Source organism: Kineococcus sp. R86509, from assembly GCF_042466365.1.
Taxonomy (GTDB): Bacteria; Actinomycetota; Actinomycetes; order Actinomycetales; family Kineococcaceae; genus Kineococcus.
Map to the genome: position 1 here is coordinate 4,960,234 of NZ_JAXHCE010000001.1, position 22,179 is coordinate 4,982,412.

Consider the following 22,179-nt stretch of genomic DNA (forward strand, 5'->3'; position numbering starts at 1 on the left):
CGCGCCCGACGCAGGATCCGACGACCCGCTCGACGACCACCGCCCACCCGGCGGCCAGCCCCGCTACCCGCCCGGCGCGTCGACGGTCCCCGTCAACCGGGACAGGCGTTCCGCGTCCCGGCCACCCGCGACGGGGGAGTACACCACCAACCGCACGTCCGACCCCGGGAACTGCACCACGTCACCGTCGAGCACGACCGTCCCCACCTCCGGGTGCTCCACCCGCTTGCGCATCCCGCGGTACCGCGCCGGCCGCGCCGCACCCCACCGCTCCACGAACTCCGGACTCGCCTCCCGCAACGCACCGACCAGGTCCACCAGCTCCGGATCCCCGGGATGCTCCACCAGCGCCACCCGCAGGTCGCCCACGATCGCGTCCCGGAACACCTCCTCCTCCACCGGATCCACCCGCACGTTCGGATTCGGCTGCGTCATCTCGAACCACACCACGTTGCGCGACCGACCCTCCCCTACCCCACCCAGCAGCGCCGTCCACGCCGAGTTCCACCGCAACAACCACCAGTCCGCCGAGTAGACGGCCGCCGGCCACTCCCGCAACCGCGACACCAAGCGATCCGCCCCCTCGGGGACCTCGCGGGACAACGCCCCCCGCACCGGAGCCAACCCCGCCGCCCGGTGCAGCAGGTCCGAATCCTCCGCCTCCAGGCGCAACGCCCGCGACAACGCCGCCACCACCGGAGCCGACGGTCGCGTCGCCCGCCCCTGCTCCAACTGCACCAGGTAGTCCACCGACACCCCCGCCAGCAGCGCGAGCTCCTCACGACGCAACCCCGGCGTCCGCCGCGCGGTGACCACCAACCCGGTCAGCCCCACGTCGCAACGGTTGCGCAACCCCCGCAACACCGTCCCCAACCCCGCACTCCCGCTCACCCCGGCATCATGCCCGTGAGCCGGGTGGTGCCGGCAGTCCTACCGAAGCCCAGCGCCTTCCGCCCCGCACGACGCACCCGCAAGGTGGCGCCATGCACCCCATCACCCTCGTCACCGGCGCCAACAAGGGCATCGGCCGCGAAACCGCCCGACGACTCGCCGCCACCGGACACACCGTCCTCCTCGGCGCTCGCGACCTCGACCGCGGTCGCTCCGCCGCCGCCGACCTCGGGGTCGACTTCCTGCACCTCGACGTCACCGACCAGGGCAGCGTCGACGCCGCGGCCGCCCGGGTCCGCAGCGAGCACGGTCGCCTGGACGTCCTCGTCAACAACGCCGCCGTCAACACCGGCGTCGCCCCCCTGGAACGGACGACGGCGGAACAGGCCGTGGCGGTCCTGGACACCAACCTGCTCGGGGTCCTGCGCGTCCCCAACGCCTTCGTGCCCCTCCTCCGGAACTCCGAGCACCCGCGGATCGTCAACGTCTCCTCCACGGTCGGCTCCTTCGCCGCGACGCTGGAGCACGACATGTTCGACTGGGAGGTCGTCCCCCCGATCTACGCCGTCTCCAAGACGGCCCTGACCATGCTGACCCTGAAGTACTCCCGGGCGCTGCCCGGGATCCTCGTCAACGCCGCCGACCCCGGCTACACCGACACCGACCTCAACGACGGCCAGGGGACCCAGACCGTCACCGAGGGCAGCGACGCGATCGTCCGCCTCGCGACCTTGCCCGACGACGGCCCCACCGGGACCTTCGGGAACCGGGAGGGCGCGCTCGCCTGGTGAACCGCACGGACGGCGCCCGGTCCCGTCCCGGGGGACGATCACGAGGTGCTCTCGACCATCGCCCTCTACACCCTGGTCCCGCTCGCGGCGGCCCTGCTCTCCGGCGGCATCGCCGCGGTGCGTGCCCCCGGTCCCCGCCTCACCAGCGGCCTGCAGCACTTCGCCGCGGGTGTCGTCTTCGCGGCCACCGCCATCGAACTCATCCCCGCCGTCCTCGAACGGTCCCCGTGGGTCGCGGTGGCGGGGTTCGCCGCCGGCATCGCCGTGATGTTCACCTTCCGCCACGTCGGCGCCCGCATCGAACGCGGCCGCGCGGCCCGCGGGGCGCTGGGGGTCCCGGTCGGGCTCATCGTCGCGACCGGCATCGACTTCCTCGTCGACGGCGTCATCCTCGGGGCCGGGTTCTCCACCGAGGCCCGGGTCGGTGTCCTGCTCACCGTGGCCCTCGCCGTGGAGTACCTCTTCGTGGGCCTGTCCATCTCCGCCTCGATCGCGGGAACCCTCCCGACCTTCGTGGTGGCACTGCTGCCGGCGGTCCTCGCCGTGCTCACCATCGGCGGTGCCCTCGGCGGGGCGGTGCTCCTGGGCGGTGCGTCGCCCGCCCTGCTCGCCGGTGTCCTCGCCTTCGGCGCCGTCGCCTTCATGTACCTGGCCACCGAGGAACTCCTCGTGGAGGCGCACGAGAGCGGCGAGACGAGCGTCGGGAGCGTCGGGTTCTTCGTCGGGTTCCTGGTCTACCTGGTCCTCTCGGAACTCCTCTCCTGAGGGTGGCTTGCTGGCCCGGAAGACCGCCCACTACGGTGCGAGCAAGCGCTTTCCCGACCTGCGACGGAGCCGGATCGACATGACCACCACTGATCGTCTCGGAGTCTTCGACGGGTTGGTGGAGGTCCTCGAGGACTCCTGGCCGCTCTTCGGCGACGACGCACCGACGCCGGCAGAGGTCAGCCGGCGGCTGCACGCGGTGCTCGGCGTGCCGCGCGTCCCCGGCGTCGCCGAGGCCGACGTCCGCGTCGAGGCCGAGTGGGTCCGCGGCGACCTGTCCGGGCGGGAACTGTCCTGGGACGCCGGGTTCGGGCCCCGCGTGCGCGGCCGGTTGCTGCGACCCCTCGACGGTCCGCAACGGTTGCCGGCCGCGGTGTTCCTGCACTGCCACGGCGGGATGAAGCGGTTCGGGCTGGACAAGCTCGCCGACGGAGCGGACGGCCGGCCCGTCCACCCCTCCCTCGCCGGGGTCCGGGACGCGCTCTACGGCGGCCGGGCCCCCGCCGAGGAACTGGCCCGCCGCGGCCACCTCGTGCTGGTCCACGACGCCTACGGATGGGGAAGCCGGCGGTTGCCCGTGGCGGCGATGCCCGCCCGCAGCGAAGCCGTCGCCGAACTCGAACTCGCCGCGCGGGAACTGGCCGCCGGGGCACCGCTCGACGAGGCCGCCACCTACGACGTCCACGCCGGCCCGGCCGAGGACGCGATCGCCAAGGCGCTGGGTCTGCTGGGCACGTCGTGGGCGGGGTTGATCGCGCGGGAGGACCTGCTCGCCCTGGACGTCCTCCGCGCCACCGGCGAGGCGCTCGACGGCGTCGCCCTGGTGGGTCTGTCAGGAGGCGGCGCCCGGGCCGCCATCGCCTCCGCGCTGCGACCCACCCCGGAGGGCGGCATCGGCCGGGTGGTGGTGGCGGCCATGGTCTCGACGTTGCGGGACGTGCTGGCCGAGCACGTGCACTCCCACACCTGGGCGTTCATGACCCCCGGCCTGGCGCGCGTGGGCGACTGGCCCGACGTCGTCGCGGCCGCCGCGCCCCGTCCGCTGCACGTCCACTACGCCACCCGCGACCGGTTGTTCCCGCGCGGGGGCATGACCCGCGCGGACGAGGTCATCCGTCGTCGCTACACCGGAGCCGGTGCGGCGCAGGCCTACAGCGCGTCGTTCGCCGACGTGGGGCACTCCTTCGACGCGGCCGCGCAGCAGACGGCGTTCGACTGGCTCGAAACCCCCGGACCCGTCCCGGGTCCCTCGTCCCCGGAGGTAGCACGGTGAACCCCGTCCCCACGATCGCCCTGGCCGGGGTCCACGGCTACGGACACTCCTACCTCGCGCGCCTGCGCCCCCGGATCGCCGCCGGCACGTTCCGCTGGGCCGGCGTCGCGGACCCGCGGCTCGAGGTCGGGGCACTCCCCGAGGGCCTGCCCGCCGACGTCCCCCGCTACGGCGACCTCGCCGACCTCCTCGCCGAGCAGCGGCCCGACGTCGTCGCCATCGCCACCCCCTTGCACACCCACGCGGACCTCGCGGAACGGGCGCTGCGCAGCGGGGCCGACGTGGTCCTCGAGAAACCCGCGGTGACGGGACTGGGGGAGTTCGCCCACCTCCTCGACCTCGCCCAGGCGGAGGGTCGCAGCGTCCAGGTGGGTTTCCAGTCCCTCGGGTCCGCCGCGCTGGACCACGTCCGTACCCGCGTGGCCGAGGGCCGGATCGGGAAGGTCACCGGTTTCTCCGCGGCGGGGTGCTGGGTGCGTGCCCGCTCCTACTTCACCCGCGCCCCCTGGGCGGGTCGCCGCCGGCTGGGGGAGCGGGTCGTCGCCGACGGCGTCCTCACCAACCCCCTCGCCCACGCGGTGGCGACCGCACTGGCCGTCGCCGGCCGCCAGTCGCTCGAGGACGTGCTCGCCGTCGAAGTGGACCCGTTCCGGGTCAACGACATCGAGACCGACGACACGACGTCCGTCGTCGTCTCGCTGCGCGACGCCCCGGACCTCGTCCTGGCCGCGACGCTGGCGGCGGCCGAACCCGGCGAACCGTTCGTCGTCGTGGAAGGGACCCACGGCCGGATGACGCTCTACTACACCCTCGACGTGGTCGTGGAGGAACTCCCAGGGCGTCCACCGGAGACGACGCAGCACACCCGGGTCGACCTGCTCGACGACCTCCTCCGCCACCGCGAGGACGGCCGGCCGTTGCGGTCCCCGCTGGCGTCGGCCGGTGCCTTCACGAGGGTCCTCGACGCGATCGTCAACGGCCCGCGACCCCGGGTCGTGCGACCCGACGCGTTCCGCGTCGTGGAACTGCCCGACGGTGACGAACGGCGCGAACTGCCCGGTGTCGAGGAGGCCGTCCACGAGGCCCTGCGGCGGCGGAGCACGTTCAGCGGGTGCGGGGTCGACTGGACGTGAGCCGTCCGGAGGTCCTGTCGGAGCGGCCCCCTACGGTGACGGCGTGCGCACCTGGGTCGACCTCGCTCTCGCCGTCCTCGCCGCCGCCGCCGGCGCGGCCCTGGCGCTGGACCGCGGCGACATCTGGAACCCCTCGGCCGGCGTGGTCGTCACCCTCGTCGTCCTGACCGCGGTGCTGGCGATCGGTTCCACGGCCGAGCACGTCCTCGCGCGGGCGCTGGACCGGCGTGACGACGCCGACCGCGAACTGCACGACGACCTGCTCTCCGGGGCCCTGTGGGCCGTCGTCGACGCGACCGGCGGCCGCCTCGACCCGCGCGACCTCGCCCTCGCCGCCTACCGCGTGCGCCGGCCGTTCCTGCGCCCGCCCCGGCTGGTGCGGGTGCACCGGGTCCGGGCCCGGCGCCGACCGGTGGCGTCCGGGGTGCGGTGGGCGCCCGGCAAGGGCGTCATCGGTGAGTGCGTCGCGACGGGCGCCGTGATCGCGCGCGACGTCGGCGGCCTCGACGCCGCCGGAGAACGGCAGGGACTGACGGTGGAGGAGTTCCGCCGGGTCGTCGGCAAGTACGCCGTGGTGGTCGCCGTCCCGCTCGTCGACGACACGGGAGAGACCTCCCGCGTCACGGGGTGCGTGGCGCTCGACGGGCCGGTCGGTTCCCTCGAGCTCCTGCGCTCACCCGCCGTCCTCGGGGTGCTCGAGGCGACCTCCCGTGCCCTGCAACGGCTCACGGGGTCGGCGCCACCCGCGGTGGGTCAGGGGTTGGACACCGGTGGCGACACGCTGCGCGCCGCCCTGCAACGCCAGGACAGCCCGCCCGAGCGGATCGCCGCGGCGGGAGGGAGGGTTTCCCCGTGACCCCGAACGCGCCTCTCGTGGAACCCGGCCCGGAGCTGACCGACGAGCAACGCGCCCGCTACTCGCGGCACCTGCTGCTCCCCGAGATCGGTGAGGTCGGACAACGGCGGTTGCTGGCCGCCCGGGTCCTCGTCGTCGGCGCCGGCGGTCTCGGGTCCCCGGCGCTGCTCTACCTGGCGGCGGCCGGCTTCGGGACGATCGGCGTCGTCGACGACGACGTCGTCGACGCGTCGAACCTGCAACGCCAGATCGCCCACGGCACACCGGACGTCGGGCGGGCGAAGGTCGACAGCGCGGCCGAGGCCGTGCGACGGCTGAACCCCGGGGTCGTGGTCCGGACCCACCGTGAACGTCTCACCGCGGCGAACGCCCTCGACCTGGTGCGCGGCTACGACCTCGTCCTGGACGGCTCCGACACCTTCGCGACGCGGTACCTGGTCAACGACGCGTGCAGCCTGGTGGGTGTGCCCTGGGTGTGGGGTGCGGTCCTGCGCTTCGACGGTCACGTCAGCGTCTTCCACGCCGGGCACGGACCGACCTACCGCGACCTCTTCCCCACGGCCCCGCCACCGGGAACCGTCCCCGGCTGCGGCGAGGCGGGTGTGCTGGGCGGGGTGTGCGGCGCCGTCGCCTCGACCATGGTGACCGAGGCCGTGAAGGTCGTCACCGGTGCCGGCCGGTCGCTGCTGGGGCGGATCCTCGTCCACGACGCGCTCGCGATGACCTGGCGCGAACTGCCGCTGCGCCCCGACCCCCGACGCGAACCCGTCACCGGCCTGGACACGCTGCCCGCGGTGCAGGCGCGGGCGTTGATCGCGACCGTGGGGGGTGCGGCACCGCTGGTCGTCGACGTGCGGGAACCGGTCGAGCACGCCGACTCCGCGATCCCGGGATCGCTCAACGTGCCCCTCGCGGGCGTCCTCGCCGACCCGGGGATCCTGCCCCCGGGACCGCTCGTCCTGCACTGCGAACGCGGGACCCGTTCCGCCCAGGCGCTGAGCGCGGTCCTGGCGACGGGCCGCACCGACGTCGTGCACCTCGAGGGTGGGGTCGTCGCGTGGCGGGCGGCGGGAGGACCGGTGGTGGGCACGGCGAACGCGCTCTGACCCGTGCGGCGGTGGTCCCCGTCGTCACAACCCCACGTGGGCGGCGGGGTTCCGCGGGAACGGGCGGTCTTCCCGGACGCACGCGGCGAGAGCCGCCGCCGACCGGTGACCGGTCTGGCGGGCGATCGACACCGACGGGACACCGGCGCGCGACGCGGCCGTGACGAACCCGGCCCGCAGGCTGTGACCCGAGAAGAGCGTCGGGTCCAGCCCGACGTCGAGGGTCCGGCGCTTCACCACTTCCGCGACGCCGCGGTCGCCGAGGCGTTCGGGCCGCAGGGAGCGACCGCCCTTGGTCATCCGGCGGAACGCGGCCCCCTCGGTGAGCCGCGCGACGGTGATCCAGGCCTTCCAGGAGCGGACGGGGCAGGTCTCGAGCCGGTGACCGCGGGGGAGCTCCACGGTCCGTTCGGCCCGTGACCCCGCCTCGCGGATCGTGACGAGGAGGCGTCCGGGTTCGACGACGACGTCGGACACGTCGAGCGCGCTGAGTTCGGAACGCCGTAGCGCCCCGGCGAACCCCATGACCAGCAGAGCCCGGTCGCGGTGGTCCATCACCGTGTCCTGCAGCGGGGCGACGAGGACCGCGAGCTCACGGATCTCGACGGCGTCGACCTTCCGGGGCTTGCGCTGCGGTTCGTGCACCCGGCGCAACCCGCGCCAGACCAGTGAGACGTGCTCGCCGTCGGTGGGGGAGGGGACCCCGATGATCCCGTGCGCGACGGCGATCGCGGCGAGGCGACGGCGCAGCGTCGAGATGGACAGCGTCTCGACGTGGTCGGCGAGGTAGGCGGCGACCGTCTCCGGCTCGGCCGGCAACGGCTGCCGTTCGGTGCGGGTGCACCACTCGGCGAAGTGCGCGAGGTCCACGGTGTAGGCGTTCCAGGTCCCGGGCGCGCGCACCGCCCGACGGACCGGGTCCAGCAGGGCGAACCAGAGGCCCAGGGTCTCGGCGTCGAACGCGCCGGGGACAGGCAACGGCGGCAGGCCCGCGGCAGCGAGTTCTGGCATCTCGTCGGTCATACCTCCACAATAGCGTTGAAAGTTCAGTTATTGGGGCCAATCTGTGATATTGCTCAAGATGTCGGCTGCGCCGCCCAACAGCAACCCCGACAGCGGGGGGCTGCTGCTGAGCAGGACGGACAGCCCTGGGAGGTCAGGTCGCCGCGACGACCGAATCGCCGTCGACGGTGACCTTGAACGGGGTCAGGGGATCTGTCGCGGGCCCGTTCAGGACGGCGCCGGTGAGAGCGTCGAACTTCGACCCGTGGCAGGGGCAGTCGAGCTCCTTCTTCATCACGGCCACCGCACAGCCCTGGTGGGTGCAGAGCCCGCTGAAGGCGACGATCTCGCCCGCGGTCGGCTGGGCGACGACGACCGGTGCGCCGCCGGCCGCCGTGACCAGGAGGGCCGAGCCCACGGGTACCGCGGACACCGTGGTCAGCGCCCCGTCCCCGCTGGAGGTGGCACTGGCGGAGGAGCTGGTGGACGAGCTGCTGCTGTCGGTGGTCGCAGGGGTGGTGCCGGCGTCGTCGTCGCTGCCGCAGGCCGCCAGCAGGGACCCAACACCGAGCGCGCCACCGCCCACGGCGAGCGCCTTGCGCCGGGACAGGACCCCGGGAGTCACGGGCTGGGGCAGTCGGGCGTCGTCCACGAGGATCCTCCGTCGGTCCGGCGGGCCCGATCGGTCCGCTCGGAAGGGACACGGTGTCACGCCCCGTTCGGTTCACCCCGGGGCAGGGGCAGGTGGGAACGTCGGCGGTAGCGTCGTGCGGGTGGTCGACCACCTGCGCGAACGGCTGCGGCACGTCCGGTGGATCGGCGGCGGGTCCGGCGGGGCGAAGTCCACCGTGGCCCGCGCGCTGGCGGCGCGCTTCGGCGTCGAGGTGTTCTCCACCGACGACGCGATGACCCGGCACGCCCGCCGACTGACCCCGGCGTCCGCTCCGTTGCTGCACGCCTTCACCGCGATGTCGATGGACGAGCGGTGGGTGGCGCGGACCCCGGCCGAGATGCTGCAGACCTTCCACTGGTTCGCCGGTGAGGGTTTCGACCTCGTCGTCGAGGACCTCCTGGGCCTCCCGCCGGCCCCGGCCGTGGTCGTCGAAGGGTTCCGGCTGCTGCCCCGGCTCGTGGCCCCGCTGCTGTCCCGCCCGGACCACGCGGTGTGGCTGCTGCCGACCCGAGACTTCCGGGTGCGGGCCTTCGCCGCGCGGGGTTCCACGACGGACATCGCCGCCCGGACCAGTGACCCGGGGCGGGCCCTGGCCAACCTCCTCGAGCGGGACGCCCGGTTCACCGACCGGTTGGCGGGCGAGACCGGGGAGGCGGGGTGGGTCGTCGACGGATCGACGTCCCTCGACGACCTCGTGACCCGTGTCGTGAGCCGATTCGGGTTCGGCGCGGCGCCTGCACCGAGAACGACGCCCGGACCCGGGTGGTCGTCGTAGCCTGGGGCCGGAGCCCGACGACGGGCTGTGGCGTCGCGGAGTGGAGGCACCTTGCCGGTGGGCGGCCATGGACTCGAACCCGACGAACTCGCCCGAACCCTCGAGCACGCGTTCGGTGAGCTGAGCGGTCCACCCGCGGCCGTCACCTTGTTGCACCGCACCGGGAACTGGTTGTCCGCCCTGGACGCGGCCGGGTTCATCGAGATCGGCCCACCGCACCCCGACGACCCCGACGCCCGCCCGCGCGCCACGATCGCGTGGACGGAGGCACTGGCCGCCGCGGAGCACGGCGGTGCCCTCGCCTCGCGCAGCCTCGACCTGCACCTCGACGACGACCCCTACGCAGTCGAGCCCGATCCCGACCAGCCCCGTCGCGACGTCCCCGTGCTCCGGCTGGCCGCCGGACTCGCGGGGGCCGTCGCGGTCGACCTGCGCAGCGACCTGTCCGGGCTGGACCGGCCGACGACGGCCGTGCTGCTGGCCGCGATCAGCGCGGCCACGCAGGCGCACGTCCAGCAGTTCCGAGCGGTGCGCGAGGACGGCCGCCCGTCCTCGCGGGGGTCGATGCGCTGGGTGGGCCCGCTCTACGACTGGAGCGACGCCGAGGCCGAGGTGCAGCGCTGGACCGGTTCGAACGACCCGTCCGGTCCGTGGCGACAGGGACGGCTGTCCCTGTACCCGGCGGCCGACGCGGAAGCGGATCTCCTGCGCGCCGCCCTCGCGAACCCCTACCCGGTCGCGGAACTCCCGCTCGGCGACCACCTGCGCCGGGTGCTCGAAGCCCTGCGGCCGCAGAGCGTCGGTCGGCGCTCCCGACGACGAGCGCGCCTCGCAGACGACGTCGACGACTCCGTGCTGCGCTACACCCGTGGCGAGGTCGAGGACTGGCTCGGGTTCCCCCTGCCGTCGCTGACGCCCCTGGAGGCGTCGGGGTTCGAGCTGATCTGCAGGACCGCCAAGCACTTCTGGAACGGCGACGCCGACCCGTTGCCCGCGAGGGGGAGCCTGCTGCCCAACGGCGAACCGCTGGAGGTGAGCATCCAGTTGCTCTGGGTGCCTCGGGGCCCCGACGCCGCGCGCGTTGCACCTGACGAGGAACGGGTGACGGGACTAGTGCGCTGGTCGCCGTTCGTCCGCCTGGCGGAGGACCCCAGCCAGCGAACGACGTCCTTCACTGAGCCGGCCGGCGGCTACACGCGCGTCACCGTCAACAGCACCCGCATCGGGGTCCAGCACGGGTACCCGGGCCACACCCGGATCGGCTGGAGCCGGGACGTCCTCGGCGAGCAGTACAACCTGGCGCTGCACCTGCCGTGGGAGCCCGTCCGGGCTCTGGAACTCGTCCTGGCCTCGCGGAACGCTCCGACCTCCTGACCTCGGGGTCGGTCAGACGCTCAGGGGGAAGGGACCGGGGAGCGGTGCTGGTCCGTGCCGAGCCAGCGCAGCAGGGTTCCGGGTCCCTGCAGTTGCAGGGCGTCGGGGTGCTCGAACCGCTCGCCGAACCGGCTGAGGGTGTCGAGGCACCGCGCGGTGCCGAGGACGGCGGGCGAGCGTCGGACGGCGTCGACGGTGAGGTCGAGGTCCTCCACGAGCAGGGGTTTCCCGGCGAGGTCGACGCGGGTGGTGGAGCGCAGTGACCCGCCGCGTTCGCCGGTGCGGCCCAGCACGAACGTCTCCCGCAGTTCGGCGACGGCCCCGGGACCCAGTGACACGTCGAGGGAGCGGGTGACCTCGGCCCCGTCGGCGACGACGAACGGTTCTCCGGCCCAGGAGATCCTCGCGCCGGGTGCGACGTCCACGGTGGTGGTCCACGTCGAGGCCGGTCCACCCCGGCCGTCGTGGGCGACGGTGCCCGCCACCTCGACGAGTTCCAGCGTGCAGCCCGCGGCGACGCTCACGTCGATGCGCACGTCGTCGCCGGCGAGCAGCAGCGCTCGGGCCCCGACGAGGGCCACGCGCGCGGACGCGACGCCGCGGGTGAGGAGCTTCGGTGCGAACGCCCCGGTGACGAGGTCGAGGGAACCGTTGCGGTGCAGGTGGATCCTGGTCACGCGTGGGTGTGGGCGGTGATCGCGCCGTCGTCCCCCCGGTGGAAGTGCGGGGCCATCGGGCCCGGGTCGACGGGGGAGTGCGTTCCGGAGCGGAACCGCGCGACGACGGCGTGCAGCCAGTCCGTGAGTTCGGTGACGGACGCCGCGTCGGTGCGGGACAGGGCGATGACGGGGCGGCCGTCGCGGGCGTGGGTGGCGTCCGCCTGCATCCGGGCGACGTCGACCCCGACGTGGGGTGCGAGGTCGGTCTTGTTCACCACCAGCAGGTCCGCACGGGCGATCCCCGGGCCACCCTTGCGGGCGACGTCACCGCCGCCGGCGACGTCGAGGACGAAGATCTGCGCGTCGACGAGGGCGGGGGAGAAGGTGGCGGTGAGGTTGTCGCCACCGGACTCGACGAGGACGACGTCGAGGGGGTCGAAGTCGTGCTCGAGGTCCTCGACGGCCAGCAGGTTGGCCGTGACGTCGTCGCGGATGGCGGTGTGCGGGCAGGCCCCGGTCTCGACCGCGCGGATGCGTTCGGGTTCCAGCACGCCGGCGGACCGCAGGAACCGGGCGTCCTCGTCGGTGTAGATGTCGTTGGTGATGACGCCGAGGCGGTAGGTGTCGCGCAGTTCCCGGCAGAGCAGGGCGATGAGGGAACTCTTGCCGGTCCCGACGGGGCCGGCGACGCCGAGGCGGAAGGAGCGGGTCGCGTGGTGGTGGTGCTCAGGCATGGAACAACCTCTGTTTCGTCCGGTCGTGCAGGAGGGAGAACCGTTCGAGCGTCGGGGCCGATCCGGCGGGTATCGCGGAGGCTTCGGTGAGCCCCGCACACCGCTCGACGAGCTCCTCGACGAGGGGGTGCGCGGCGAGCGCCCACCCGGTCGTCTCGAGCGGGTCGCACGGGTCGAGCTTCAGCGCGGCGGCGGTGACGGTGGCGATGTCCTCGTGCCCGCAGAGGCGCACGAGCCGTGCTGCGTCCAGTCCGGCGACGGCGGCCAGCGCGCCGAGGACGAGCGGCCGGGGTGGGGTGCGGCCGAGGTGCGCCCAGACCGGATCGGGCCAGGTGCGTCCGGCGAGGCGCAGGTAGCCGCGCCCGAGGGTGCGTGACACCGTCCGCAGCGGGCCGCTGGGCGTCCTGGCTGCCCAGGCGTCCTCCACGGGCTCCAGGTCGAGCCCGGCGAGGACGTGGTGGCGGGCGACGACGGCGGTCCCGGCCTCGACGGCGACGACGGTCGTGAGCCGTCCGCGGAGGAACTCCGGGACGTCCGCCGCCGTGACCCCGCCGTGGGTCACGGCGGGTTCCAGGCCGGCGGACTGGGTGTGCCCGCCGACGGGCAGGCGTGCGTCGGCGAGCAGGGTGAGCAGGAGGTCCGGGGAAACCGTCATCAGAACAGCTGGTACCGCTGGGCGAGCGGGAGTTCGGTGGCCGGGGAGGGTTCCACGAGGTCACCGTCGATGGTGATGGCGAAGGTCTCCGGGTCGACCTCGATGCGGGGCAGGGCGTCGTTGTGGATCATCTGCGCCTTCCCGACGCCACGGGTGTCGTGGATGGGTTCGAGCCTGCGCCGCAGCCCGAGTCGGCCTTCGAGGCCGTCGGCCAGGGCGGCCGGGGACACGAAGCTGACCGAGACGTCCGCGCCGTTGGCGTGCATCAGCGCGGGGCGCAGCAGGACGGGTTGGGGGGTGGGTATGGAGGCGTTCGGATCCCCCAGGGCCCCGAGCACCAGTGCTCCGCCCTTGAGCACCACCGAGGGCCGGACGCCGAAGAACGCGGGGTCCCACAGGACGAGGTCGGCCAGCTTCCCGACCTCGACGGATCCCACGAGGTGGTCGATGCCGTGGGCGATGGCGGGGTTGATCGTGTACTTGGCGACGTAGCGGCGGGCCCGTTCGTTGTCGGCCCGCGAGTCCAGGCCTCCGAACCGGAGCTTCATGACGTGCGCGACCTGCCAGGTGCGGGTGATGACCTCGCCGATGCGGCCCATCGCCTGCGCGTCGGAACTGGTGATGGAGAGGGCGCCGAGGTCGTGCAGGACGTCCTCGGCCGCGATCGTCGTGGCCCGGATCCGGGACTCGGCGAAGGCGAGGTCCTCGGGGACGGCCGGGTTGAGGTGGTGGCAGACCAGCAGCATGTCGAGGTGCTCGGGAACCGTGTTGACGGTGTGCGGCAGCGTCGGGTTGGTGGAACCCGGGATGACGTGGGGGAGCCCGGCGATGGTGATGATGTCCGGGGCGTGGCCGCCGCCGGCCCCCTCGGTGTGGAAGGCGTGGATGGAGCGGCCGGCGATGGCGCCGACGGTGGAGTCGACGTAGCCGGCCTCGTTGAGGGAGTCGGAGTGCAGTGCGACCTGGAGGCCGAACTCGTCGGCGGCGCGCAGGGCGGCGTCGATGGCGGCCGGGGTGGATCCCCAGTCCTCGTGGACCTTGTAGCCGGCCGCGCCACCGAGGGCCTGTTCGGCGAGACCCTCGGCACTCACGGTGTTGCCCTTGCCCAGCAGGAGCACGTTGACGGGGAGGGCGTCCAGCGCCCGGTGGGTGTGCGCGAGGTGCCAGGACCCGGGGGTGGCGGTCGTCGCCTTCGTCCCCTCACTGGGGCCGGTGCCGCCCCCGGCGATGGTGGTCATCCCCGCGGCCAGGGCCTCGTGGACCTGGGAGGGGGAGATGAGGTGCACGTGGGTGTCGATGCCACCGGCGGTGAGGATGCGTCCCTCGCCGGAGATGACGTCGGTGGAGGGACCGATGCGGAGGTCGGGGTGGACCCCGTCGGCGATGTCGGGGTTCCCGGCGCGGCCGATCGCGGAGATCCGGCCGTCGCGGACGCCGACGTCGGCGCGGTAGATCCCGCTGTGGTCGAGGACGACGGCGTTGGTGATGACGGTGTCGGGGGAGCCGGCGGCCCGGGTCGTGGTGCCCTGGGCCATGGACTCGCGGATCGACTTGCCGCCGCCGAAGACGGCTTCCTCGCCGCCGGCGGTGAGGTCCTGCTCGATCTCGATCCAGAGGTCGGTGTCACCGAGGCGGACCTGGTCGCCGGTGGTGGGGCCGTACAGCGCGGCGTAGGCGCTGCGGTCGATCTCAACCACGCGAGGACTCCTTGATCTGCAGGCCGGGGACGAGGCGGTTCCCGCGCAGGGCGACGGCCTGGACCAGTCGGGAGACGCCGGGTTCGAAGCGGAGCGAGGTGCCGGAGGGGACGTCGAGCCGGAAACCCGCGGCGGCGGCGCGGTCGAAGCGGAGCGCCGGGTTGGCGTCGGGGAGGTGCAGGTGCGAACCGATCTGGACGGGGCGGTCTCCGGTGTTCTCGACGAGGAGTTCGAGGCGTTCCCCGGGTGTCCGGTCCCCGTTGAGGACGATCGTGCCCGGTCGGACCCGGACCGCGCCGGGGCCTTCGGTGGGGGCACCGCCCTGGACGGGGTGGTGCAGGGTGACGAGTTTGCGTCCGTCCGGGAACGTCGCCTCGACCTGCACGTCGTGGAGCATCTCGGGGACCCCGGTCATGACCTGGTCGGCACGCAGGACGTGACGACCGGACTCCATGAGGTCGGCGACGAGGGCGCCTTCGCGGGCCCGTTCCAGCACCCACGTGGAGAGCAGGGCGACGGCCTCGGGGTGGTTGAGGAGGACTCCCCGCTCGAGGCGGTCGCGGGCGACCATGCCCGCGACCGCCAGGAGGAGCTTCTCGGTGTCGGCCGGGCTGAGGTTCACGGGTGGACCGTACGCCCGGCGGCGGGCAGGACGTGGTCGGACACCTTGTCGGTGCTGAGGCAGAGCGAACAGACGACGTCGTCGTGGGTGAGGCAGGCGGTGACGTCGGGACGTTCGTAGTCCTGGCGGCAGACGTGGCAGGTGAGGACGGCGCCGGAGGGGTTGCCGTCCTCGTCGTACATCGGCAGCGCGATGCCGTCGTCGCTGCGGCGCAGGTAGTACTTCCCCTTCGTGGCCAGTGCCAGGACCGGTGGGCAGAGCACCGCGAGGACGATGGCGACGACGGGGGAGTAAGGCTGCAGACCGGCACCGAACCCGCCGAAGAACACGACGATGGACAACCCCGCCGAGAGCAGGACCGAGACGAACCCGACGGGGTTCACCGGGTAGAGCATCCCGCGGCGGAACTCCGCGACGGTCGGGGAGATCTTGAGGATGCCCTTGTTCACGACGATGTCGGTGGCGACGGTCACGACCCAGGCCATGGCGCAGTTGGCGTAGAAGCCGAGGATGGTGTTGAGGAAGTCGAACATGTTCGACTCCATCAGCGTCAGCGCGATGACGAGGTTGACGACGACGAAGACGATCCGGCCGGGGTAGCGCTTGGTGACCCGGGTGAAGGAGTTCGTCCAGGCCAGCGAACCCGAGTAGGCGTTCGTCACGTTGATCTTGATCTGGCTGATGACGACGAGGATGACGGCGAGGGTCATGGCCAGCCAGCCCGGCATCATCTCCTCGTAGACGCCGAGGAACTGGTGCACGGGTTCGTTCGCGGTGGCCGCGGCCTGGGGGTCGAGGGAGGCGATGAGGTAGACGGCGAGGAACAGTCCGACAGCCTGCTTGAGCGCGCCGAAGACGACCCAGCCGGGGCCGGCGAGGACGACCGCGGTCCACCACTTCCGCCGGTTCTGCGCGGTGCGCGGCGGCATGAACCGCAGGTAGTCGATCTGTTCGGCGATCTGGGCCATCAGCGAGAGGCAGACCCCGGCCGCGAGCAGGACGGAGGCGGTGCTGATCGAGGCGCCCGAACCGTCCTCGCCGTCGTAGGCGAAGAAGGTGTCCACCGAGTCGGGGTGGCTGGCGACGAGGTAGACGAAGGGGATGACCATGAGGACGAGCCAGAACGGCGTGGTCCAGACCTGCATCTTCGACAGGGCCTTCATGCCGAAGACGACCAGCGGGATCACCAGGATCGTCGAGATCGCGTACCCGATCCACCGCGGGATCCCGAGGCCGAGTTCGAGGCCCTGGGCCATGATCGATCCCTCGAGGGCGAAGAAGATGAACGTGAACGTCGCGAAGATGACGTTGGTGAGGACGGAACCGTAGTAGCCGAACCCGGAGCCGCGGGTGATGAGGTCGAGGTCGATGTTGTACCGCGCCGCGTAGTAGGCCAGCGGGAAACCGCTGACGAAGATGACGACGGCGGCGACGAGGATGCCGAGGAGGGCGTTGGTGGTCCCGTGCGCGATGCCGATGTTCGCGCCGATGGAGAAGTCGGCGAGGTAGGCGATGCCGCCGAGGGCGGAGGTCGCGACCACGGCGGGGGTCCAGCGGCGGTAGCTGCGGGGGGCGAACCGCAGCGTGTAGTCCTCGAGGGTCTCCGAGGTGGCGGCGCTGACGTGGTGCGCGCTCGTGGTGTCTTGGGTCATCCCGGACCTCCGGCGACGTCGGATCGCTTCCAACTGGAAGCGTTCTGACGCTAGGGCGTCACCCGTTCGGCGGTCAACGAACCGGTGTTCTCAATCATGTTGCAGCGCACAGGATTACGAAAGTTGACCTGCTGGAAAAACTGCCGAAACACGCCGGAAACACCTCAGAGCGGCGGGGAGGACGGACCGGAGACCTCGGCCAGCACCTCGAACTCCAGTCCCACTGCGGCGGCGACGTGTACGCGGTGCCCTGCGCGGCCCCGGCGCATCTCCACCGTCCCGTGCGGGGTCTCCCAGGCCCACTGCGACCGGGCGCGGTCCAGGTCGTCCGCACCGGGTGGCGTGCGGTGCCCCACGTCGGCCAGTAGTTTGAGGGCGAGGTAGGTGCTTTCGGCCATCGTCCCGGGCGACGGCGCCGCCAGCCCCGGGGAGGTGCCCGCGACGCGGTCGAAGGTGCGGGCGAAACCTGCGCTGAAGTCCAGGGCGGCCGCAGTGGCGAGACCGGCGAACCAGCCGGCGGACGCGAACAGCCCCCGGGTCGTCCCGGGCCCGCTGGCCAGCAGCATCGTCTCGTCCATGAAGGGGCTGAACCGGACCAGGTCCCCGTCCAGGCCCGCGGCGTGGAACTCGCGGTTGAACCGGGCGCCGTCCGCGCCCACGAGCAGCATGACCACCCCGTCGAGCCGGGATGCGCTGCGCTGCAGCGTGTCCAGCAGTCCGGACCAGACCTCGTCGTCGTCGCAACCGAGCGGCAGCCAGTGCTGAACCCCCAGGTGGATCCCGGACCCGGCCAGCGTCCGCGCCACCCGTGCGGCCGTGGCCCGCGGCCAGACGTAGTCGTCGCCGACGACGAGCCAGCGCCGCCAGCCGAACTCCTCGCGCAGGAACCCGAGCGCCGCGACCACCTGCTCCCCCGGGAGCTCTCCCGTGCACAGCACCCCGTCGCGGGCCTCGCCGCCCTCGTAGGCGGTGGCGTAGACGTAGGGGACCCGGCCGGCGAGCGCCGGGGCGACGGTTTCGCGGACGCTGGAGAGGTGCCAGCCCGCGACGGCGTCGATGTTGCCGCGGGTGACGGCGAGGTCGAGGGTGTCGGCGACCTGGTCGGGGTCGAGGCCGGCGTCGACGTCGAGGAGTTCCAGGGGGCGGCCGCCGATGCCGCCGTGGGCGTTGACCTCCTCGGCGGCGAGGTGGGCGGCGACGCGGCAGGACAGTCCGAACATGCCGGCGGGTCCGCGGCGGGGGACGGCCAGCGCGACGCGGTAGCTGTCTGGCATGCTGGCCACGATCCCACGAGCGAGGAGGTCGGGTGGTGGTTGCGGTCCCGACGAGTCCGGCGGTCGAGTTGCTCGACCGGTTGCGGGCGGCGGCGCTGTTGCAGAACCTCCTGGCCGAGGCGTTGCGCGGTAGTGATCTGACGGTGGATCGGTGGCGGTGCCTGGCGCTGGTGGCGCAGCGGCCGGGGGCGTCGATGAGCGACCTGGTGGAGGTTCTCGTGATGGCGCCGGCGACGGCGAGCCGGGCGGTCGACGCGTTGGTGGACCTGGGGTTGCTGTACCGGGGTCTGGATCCTGCGGACCGGCGGCGGGTGGTCCTGCGGGTCTCCGGCGAGGGGGAGCGGGTCCTGGACGGTCTGGACCTGCCCGTCCCTTCCTGATCAGACGCTCGTGGGCGGGGAGACGTCCTTGAGGTACTGGTCGGCCCAGGCGCTGATGATGTGCGCGGCGCGGCGGGCCTGGCCGCGGGCGATGAGCAGGTGGTCGGAGCCTTCGAGGGAGATGAAGCTCCGGGGGTGCTTGGCGGCCTTGAAGATCTCACTGGCGTTGTCGATGCTGACGGTGTCGTCGGTGGGGGAGTGCATCACGAGCAGCGGGACCGAGAGCCGGTGGATCTGCTGCTTGAGGTCTGCGGTGCGGACGTCCTCGATGAAGGCGCGTTTGAGGGTGAGGGCGCGGCCTCCGACCATCCACTCGGCGTGACCTTCGGACATGACGCGTTCGACGAGGGCGTCGTAGTTGTGCTCGACGTGGCGGGGTTCGGAGGGCGAGGCGATGCTGACGACGGCCTGCAGGTCGGGGATGCGGTGCGCGGCGGCGATGACGGCGGCACCGCCGAAGGAGTGTCCGACGAGGAGGGCGGCGGGGGTTCCGCGTTCAGCCATGAACCCGGCGGCGAGGACGGTGTCGGACACCTTGTGGGTGAAGGACCCGTCGCCCCAGTCGCCTTCGGAGTCGCCGAGGCCGAGGTTGTCGAAGCGGAGCATGCCGATGCCCTCGGCGGCGAGGCCCTTGCAGATGCGGGAGGCGGCGGGGGAGTCCTTGCCGAGGGTGAACCCGTGGGCGAAGATCCCCCACCCGCGGACCTGTCCCTCGGGCAGGTCGAGCAGGCCGGCGAGCTTCTGGCCGGTGGTGCTGAGGAAGGAGACCTGTTCTGCCACGACGGGTCAGCCTAGCGGGCCGAACCAGCGGGGGAGGCGTTCGTGCAGGTCGTGGGGGTCCTCGCCGACCCAGGCGACGTGGCCGTCGGGGCGGACGAGGGCGGCGGGGACGCTGAGGTGGGTGTCGACGCGGACCTCCACGGAGGGCGTCCGGGGGTCGGGCGGGAACGTGCCGCGGTGGGTGAGGAGCCACTGGCCGGTGGGCTGGTGGACGTCGCGGAGCCGGCGGCCGACGAGGTCGTGGTGGCCGCCGAGGTCGTAGCGGATCGCGAGGCCGGTGATGCGTTCGACCAGGGCGCGGTTCACGGTCTCGAGGTCCATGAGCCCGGCGAGGAGACGTTTCGTGGCGCGGGGGCCGGGATCGTCGCGGCCGAGTTCGGAGAGGGCGGTGACGAGGTCGAGGACGTCGGCGCCGACGGGGTGCCGTTCCGCGTGGTACGTGTCCAGCAGTCCTGCGGGAGCGCGGCCGGCGACCTCGGCGGCGAGTTTCCAGCCGAGGTTGAAGGCGTCCTGCAGGCCGAGGTTGAGGCCTTGTCCGCCGGTGGGCGGGTGGACGTGGGCGGCGTCGCCGGCGAGGAGGACCCGTCCGGTGCGGTACTGCTCGGCCTGGCGGGTGGCGTCGTTGAAGCGGGAGAGCCAGCGCGGGTCGTGGGCGCCGAAGTCGGTACCGGCGTGGTGGCGGAGCCGGCTGCGGAGTTCGTCGAGGGTGGGGTCCTCGTGGCCCGGGGTGACGCCGGCGGCGGGGACGACGACGCGGTGGAACCCGTCGCCGAGCGGGCCCGCGCCGAAACCCCGGAGCCGCTCGCGCACGGCGGTGACGACGGCGGTCACCTCGTCCTCGGGTGCGCTGAGGCGGACCTCGGCGATGAGCGTCTCGTGCCGCGCGGGTTCACCGGTGAAGGCGGTCCCGAGGAGTTTCCGGACGGTGCTGCGCCCGCCGTCGCAGCCGACGAGGTAGCGGGTGCGGAGCCGCTTCCCGTCGGTGAGTTCGACGGTGACCCCGTCGTCGTCCTGGGTGAGGCCGCTCAGTCCGGTGCCCCGGCGGAGGGTGACGCCCAGTTCGAGGGCGCGTTCGGTGAGCAGGCGTTCCGTCGTGGTCTGCGGGACCCCGAGGATGGCGTTGTGGCTGGTGGCGAGCGCCGGCCAGGGACGGTCGATGCCGGCGACGTAGCCCGCGGGGGTGAACGTCCTCCCGTGCGGGGTGAAGCGGTCGAGGAGGTCGCGGCTGTCGAGGATCTCGACGCTGCGCACGTGCAGTCCGAGGCCGCGGACGCGGTCGGAGGGGGCGGGGTCGCGTTCCAGGACGAGGACGTGGATGCCGTGCAGTCGGAGTTCGCAGGCCAGGAACGTCCCGGTCGGGCCGGCGCCGACGACCACGACGTCAGGGGTCGCGTCGCGGGTCACGTCAGCGGGTGCGGCGTTGCGCCCGTGCGGTGATCCGGTCGGCGATCCGGCGGCGCTGGTCGCGCAGGAACACCGCGGACAGGACGACGGAGAGGACCACGGCGACGGCGATGGAGAGCGGTGGCCGGACTCCGAGGAGGGTCAGGACGGCCAGGGGGAGGACGAGGAACCCGACCCGGAGGATCGCGAAGGTCACGTAGGGGTTCACGGCCGCCACGCTACCGGTCCTGCGTCGGGGTGTGGGTCTTGACCTGTGTCAGCTCTCTGACATACGTTCTGCATGTCAGGCACCTGACACAGACGGACACAGACGGAAGGGACACCCTCGTGCCGGTCACCGGACCCGACTTCATCTCGCTGCAGGCGAGCGACCTCGCCGCCTCCCAGGAGTTCTACGAGCACTACCTCGGTCTCCTCCGCTCCCCGGCCGGTCCCCCGCACGCCGTGGTCTTCGAGACCGCGCCCATCGCCTTCGCCCTGCGCGACGTCGTGCCGGGCACCGACCTCGGCGCCGTCGCGCAGCCGGGCGTCGGAGCGGCGATCTGGTTGCACGCCGACGACGTCCAGGACATCCACGACGCCCTCGTCGCCGGCGGCCACCGCATCGTCTCGGCGCCGATCGACGGGCCCTTCGGGCGCACGTTCACCTTCGCCGACCCCGACGGCTACCAGATCACCCTCCACGACCGCGCCTGAACGGGGGAGTTCTACCCTGCCCCGGCGGTGCCCAGGTCCCGCAGGGTGCGGGCCAGCCGGGTGGCGGCCTCCCGCAGTTCCGGCGGTTCCAGGACCTCGGCGGGGATCCTGAGCCGGGCGATGTGGGCGGCGATCCAGTCGAGGTCGTCGCCGCCGACCTCGAGGACGCAGTGGGGCCCCTCGTCGTGCACGAGGCCGATCGTCGGAGGGACGAGTTCGCGGACCGTCCGGGCCGGGGCGTGCAGGCGGACCCGGACGAGCCAGCGGTAGGGGACCGTGGTGACGGAGCGCTGGACGTGCTCCACCGGGTCCGGGTGCTGCCGCGGGCGGAACCGCCACGTCGTCGCGCGGACGTCGCGCATGCGGTCCAGCCGGAACGTGCGCCAGTCGTCGCGGTCGACGTCGAAGGCCATGAGGTACCACCGCCGACCGGTCGTGACCATCCGCACCGGTTCCACCGTCCGCTCGCTCTCGCCCCCTTCGCGGGCGGGGTAGTGGAAGCGGACCCGGAGCAGGTCGCGGCAGGCGCGGGCGAAGGTGACGAGGACGTCCGCGTCGATCGTCACCCCGTCCGGGACCAGGGTGTCGGTGGCGGCGTGCACGGCGCGGACCTGTTCGCGCAGCCGGGGTGGCATGACCTGGTCGAGCTTGGCCAGCGCCCGCAGGGCCGCCTCGGCCGCCCCGCTGACGGTTCCGCCGCTGGCCAGGCGCAACGAGACGGCGGTGGCGATCGCCTCCTCGTCGTCGAGGAGCAACGGCGGCATCCGCGCGCCGGCGCCGAGCCGGTACCCGCCACCCACGCCGGAGGTCGCCCGCACGGGGTAGCCCAGGGAACGCAGCCGCTCGGCGTCGCGACGGATCGAGCGTTCGGTCACCCCGAGCTCCGCGGCCAGCTCGGCCGCCGTCCAGGACCTCCGCCGTTGGAGCAGGCCGAGCATCCGGAGCACGCGCTCGGTGGTCCCTTCCCCGCCCATCCCGCGATCCTGG

24 protein-coding genes are annotated in these 22,179 nt (G+C 73.0%); 10 read left to right on the forward strand and 14 right to left on the reverse strand.

What is annotated here, in order from left to right:
* Positions 1-63: 63 nt before the first annotated feature.
* Positions 64-891 carry a helix-turn-helix domain-containing protein gene (locus SJY07_RS24220; RefSeq protein WP_380161849.1) on the reverse strand — a complete coding sequence of 276 codons (828 nt, stop codon included), beginning with the start codon at positions 889-891 and terminating at the stop codon, positions 64-66.
* 92 nt (positions 892-983) lie between these two features.
* Here SJY07_RS24220 and SJY07_RS24225 point away from each other — a divergent pair, with 92 nt between their 5' ends.
* From SJY07_RS24225 to moeB, 6 genes are all read left to right on the forward strand, one after another.
* Positions 984-1,682: an SDR family NAD(P)-dependent oxidoreductase gene (locus SJY07_RS24225; protein WP_380161850.1), complete on the forward strand. Its 699-nt coding sequence runs from the start codon at positions 984-986 to the stop codon at positions 1,680-1,682.
* A gap of 45 nt (positions 1,683-1,727) precedes the next feature.
* A complete protein-coding gene (locus SJY07_RS24230; protein ID WP_380161851.1) occupies positions 1,728-2,447 on the forward strand; it encodes a ZIP family metal transporter in 720 nt (239 codons plus the stop codon).
* A gap of 79 nt (positions 2,448-2,526) precedes the next feature.
* Positions 2,527-3,720: an acetylesterase gene (locus SJY07_RS24235; RefSeq protein WP_380161852.1), complete on the forward strand. Its 1,194-nt coding sequence runs from the start codon at positions 2,527-2,529 to the stop codon at positions 3,718-3,720.
* Complete coding sequence (locus SJY07_RS24240; RefSeq protein ID WP_380161853.1) at positions 3,717-4,853, forward strand: Gfo/Idh/MocA family protein; 1,137 nt, start codon at positions 3,717-3,719, stop codon at positions 4,851-4,853. The genes SJY07_RS24235 and SJY07_RS24240 overlap by 4 nt, the downstream gene beginning before the upstream one ends.
* Before the next feature lie 43 nt (positions 4,854-4,896).
* On the forward strand, positions 4,897-5,709 hold the full coding sequence (locus SJY07_RS24245; protein WP_380161854.1) for a hypothetical protein: 813 nt from the start codon (positions 4,897-4,899) through the stop codon (positions 5,707-5,709).
* Positions 5,706-6,815: a molybdopterin-synthase adenylyltransferase MoeB gene (gene moeB / locus SJY07_RS24250; RefSeq protein ID WP_380161855.1), complete on the forward strand. Its 1,110-nt coding sequence runs from the start codon at positions 5,706-5,708 to the stop codon at positions 6,813-6,815. Before SJY07_RS24245 ends, moeB begins: the two co-directional genes overlap by 4 nt.
* Positions 6,816-6,839: 24 nt before the next feature.
* On the opposite strand, the gene SJY07_RS24255 is transcribed toward moeB, so the two are convergent.
* Positions 6,840-7,838: a tyrosine-type recombinase/integrase gene (locus SJY07_RS24255; protein ID WP_380161856.1), complete on the reverse strand. Its 999-nt coding sequence runs from the start codon at positions 7,836-7,838 to the stop codon at positions 6,840-6,842.
* A gap of 133 nt (positions 7,839-7,971) precedes the next feature.
* Complete coding sequence (locus SJY07_RS24260) at positions 7,972-8,469, reverse strand: Rieske (2Fe-2S) protein (protein WP_328291641.1); 498 nt, start codon at positions 8,467-8,469, stop codon at positions 7,972-7,974.
* 121 nt (positions 8,470-8,590) lie between these two features.
* On the opposite strand from SJY07_RS24260, the gene SJY07_RS24265 reads away from it, so the two are divergent.
* Together SJY07_RS24265 and SJY07_RS24270 are read left to right on the forward strand one after the other, a co-directional pair.
* Positions 8,591-9,265 (forward strand): hypothetical protein, encoded by a 675-nt coding sequence (locus tag SJY07_RS24265; RefSeq protein WP_328291640.1) that lies wholly within the window; start codon positions 8,591-8,593, stop codon positions 9,263-9,265.
* 57 nt (positions 9,266-9,322) lie between these two features.
* Positions 9,323-10,639 carry a hypothetical protein gene (locus tag SJY07_RS24270; RefSeq protein WP_380161857.1) on the forward strand — a complete coding sequence of 439 codons (1,317 nt, stop codon included), beginning with the start codon at positions 9,323-9,325 and terminating at the stop codon, positions 10,637-10,639.
* Positions 10,640-10,659: 20 nt separating this feature from the next.
* On the opposite strand, the gene SJY07_RS24275 is transcribed toward SJY07_RS24270, so the two are convergent.
* The 7 genes from SJY07_RS24275 to SJY07_RS24305 form a co-directional block, all read right to left on the reverse strand.
* Positions 10,660-11,316, reverse strand: coding sequence for an urease accessory protein UreD (locus SJY07_RS24275; RefSeq protein ID WP_380161858.1), 657 nt, complete (start codon positions 11,314-11,316; stop codon positions 10,660-10,662).
* The gene (gene ureG, locus SJY07_RS24280; protein ID WP_328291637.1) at positions 11,313-12,032 is read right to left on the reverse strand and encodes an urease accessory protein UreG; all 720 of its coding nucleotides are present in this window, start codon (positions 12,030-12,032) and stop codon (positions 11,313-11,315) included. The genes SJY07_RS24275 and ureG overlap by 4 nt, the downstream gene beginning before the upstream one ends.
* A complete protein-coding gene (locus SJY07_RS24285) occupies positions 12,025-12,687 on the reverse strand; it encodes an urease accessory UreF family protein (RefSeq protein WP_328291636.1) in 663 nt (220 codons plus the stop codon). Before SJY07_RS24285 ends, ureG begins: the two co-directional genes overlap by 8 nt.
* A complete protein-coding gene (locus tag SJY07_RS24290; protein ID WP_380161859.1) occupies positions 12,687-14,384 on the reverse strand; it encodes an urease subunit alpha in 1,698 nt (565 codons plus the stop codon). Before SJY07_RS24290 ends, SJY07_RS24285 begins: the two co-directional genes overlap by 1 nt.
* The gene (locus SJY07_RS24295) at positions 14,377-15,006 is read right to left on the reverse strand and encodes an urease subunit gamma (protein WP_380161860.1); all 630 of its coding nucleotides are present in this window, start codon (positions 15,004-15,006) and stop codon (positions 14,377-14,379) included. The genes SJY07_RS24290 and SJY07_RS24295 overlap by 8 nt, the downstream gene beginning before the upstream one ends.
* Positions 15,003-16,658: a hypothetical protein gene (locus SJY07_RS24300; RefSeq protein ID WP_328291634.1), complete on the reverse strand. Its 1,656-nt coding sequence runs from the start codon at positions 16,656-16,658 to the stop codon at positions 15,003-15,005. The genes SJY07_RS24295 and SJY07_RS24300 overlap by 4 nt, the downstream gene beginning before the upstream one ends.
* 164 nt (positions 16,659-16,822) lie before the next feature.
* Positions 16,823-17,932 carry a substrate-binding domain-containing protein gene (locus tag SJY07_RS24305; RefSeq protein WP_380161861.1) on the reverse strand — a complete coding sequence of 370 codons (1,110 nt, stop codon included), beginning with the start codon at positions 17,930-17,932 and terminating at the stop codon, positions 16,823-16,825.
* 32 nt (positions 17,933-17,964) lie between these two features.
* Here SJY07_RS24305 and SJY07_RS24310 point away from each other — a divergent pair, with 32 nt between their 5' ends.
* Positions 17,965-18,312, forward strand: a complete 348-nt coding sequence (locus SJY07_RS24310; protein ID WP_328291632.1) for a MarR family transcriptional regulator — start codon at positions 17,965-17,967, stop codon at positions 18,310-18,312.
* On the opposite strand, the gene SJY07_RS24315 is transcribed toward SJY07_RS24310, so the two are convergent.
* From SJY07_RS24315 to SJY07_RS24325, 3 genes are read right to left on the reverse strand one after another with little or no spacing between them, the layout of a single operon-like run.
* Positions 18,313-19,092 (reverse strand): alpha/beta fold hydrolase, encoded by a 780-nt coding sequence (locus SJY07_RS24315; protein WP_328291631.1) that lies wholly within the window; start codon positions 19,090-19,092, stop codon positions 18,313-18,315.
* A gap of 6 nt (positions 19,093-19,098) precedes the next feature.
* Entirely contained in the window at positions 19,099-20,496 is a 1,398-nt protein-coding gene (locus SJY07_RS24320; protein ID WP_380161862.1) for an FAD-dependent monooxygenase, read from the reverse strand.
* Position 20,497: 1 nt separating this feature from the next.
* A complete protein-coding gene (locus SJY07_RS24325) occupies positions 20,498-20,704 on the reverse strand; it encodes a DUF4229 domain-containing protein (RefSeq protein ID WP_328291629.1) in 207 nt (68 codons plus the stop codon).
* 119 nt (positions 20,705-20,823) lie between these two features.
* Here SJY07_RS24325 and SJY07_RS24330 point away from each other — a divergent pair, with 119 nt between their 5' ends.
* A complete protein-coding gene (locus SJY07_RS24330) occupies positions 20,824-21,192 on the forward strand; it encodes a VOC family protein (protein ID WP_328291628.1) in 369 nt (122 codons plus the stop codon).
* An 11-nt stretch (positions 21,193-21,203) separates the two neighbouring features.
* Here SJY07_RS24330 and SJY07_RS24335 read toward each other — a convergent pair whose 3' ends face one another.
* On the reverse strand, positions 21,204-22,166 hold the full coding sequence (locus tag SJY07_RS24335; protein ID WP_380161863.1) for a helix-turn-helix transcriptional regulator: 963 nt from the start codon (positions 22,164-22,166) through the stop codon (positions 21,204-21,206).
* Between the last annotated feature and the right edge of the window lie 13 nt (positions 22,167-22,179).

Coding starts and splice junctions, on each gene's coding strand:
- SJY07_RS24255 (WP_380161856.1), bottom strand. CDS start 7,838: ATGACCGACGAGATGCCAGAACTCGCTGCCGCGGGCCTGCCGCCGTTG.
- SJY07_RS24225 (WP_380161850.1), top strand. CDS start 984: ATGCACCCCATCACCCTCGTCACCGGCGCCAACAAGGGCATCGGCCGC.
- SJY07_RS24300 (WP_328291634.1), bottom strand. CDS start 16,658: ATGACCCAAGACACCACGAGCGCGCACCACGTCAGCGCCGCCACCTCG.
- SJY07_RS24285 (WP_328291636.1), bottom strand. CDS start 12,687: ATGACGGTTTCCCCGGACCTCCTGCTCACCCTGCTCGCCGACGCACGC.
- SJY07_RS24305 (WP_380161861.1), bottom strand. CDS start 17,932: ATGCCAGACAGCTACCGCGTCGCGCTGGCCGTCCCCCGCCGCGGACCC.
- SJY07_RS24235 (WP_380161852.1), top strand. CDS start 2,527: ATGACCACCACTGATCGTCTCGGAGTCTTCGACGGGTTGGTGGAGGTC.
- ureG (WP_328291637.1), bottom strand. CDS start 12,032: ATGCCTGAGCACCACCACCACGCGACCCGCTCCTTCCGCCTCGGCGTC.
- SJY07_RS24335 (WP_380161863.1), bottom strand. CDS start 22,166: ATGGGCGGGGAAGGGACCACCGAGCGCGTGCTCCGGATGCTCGGCCTG.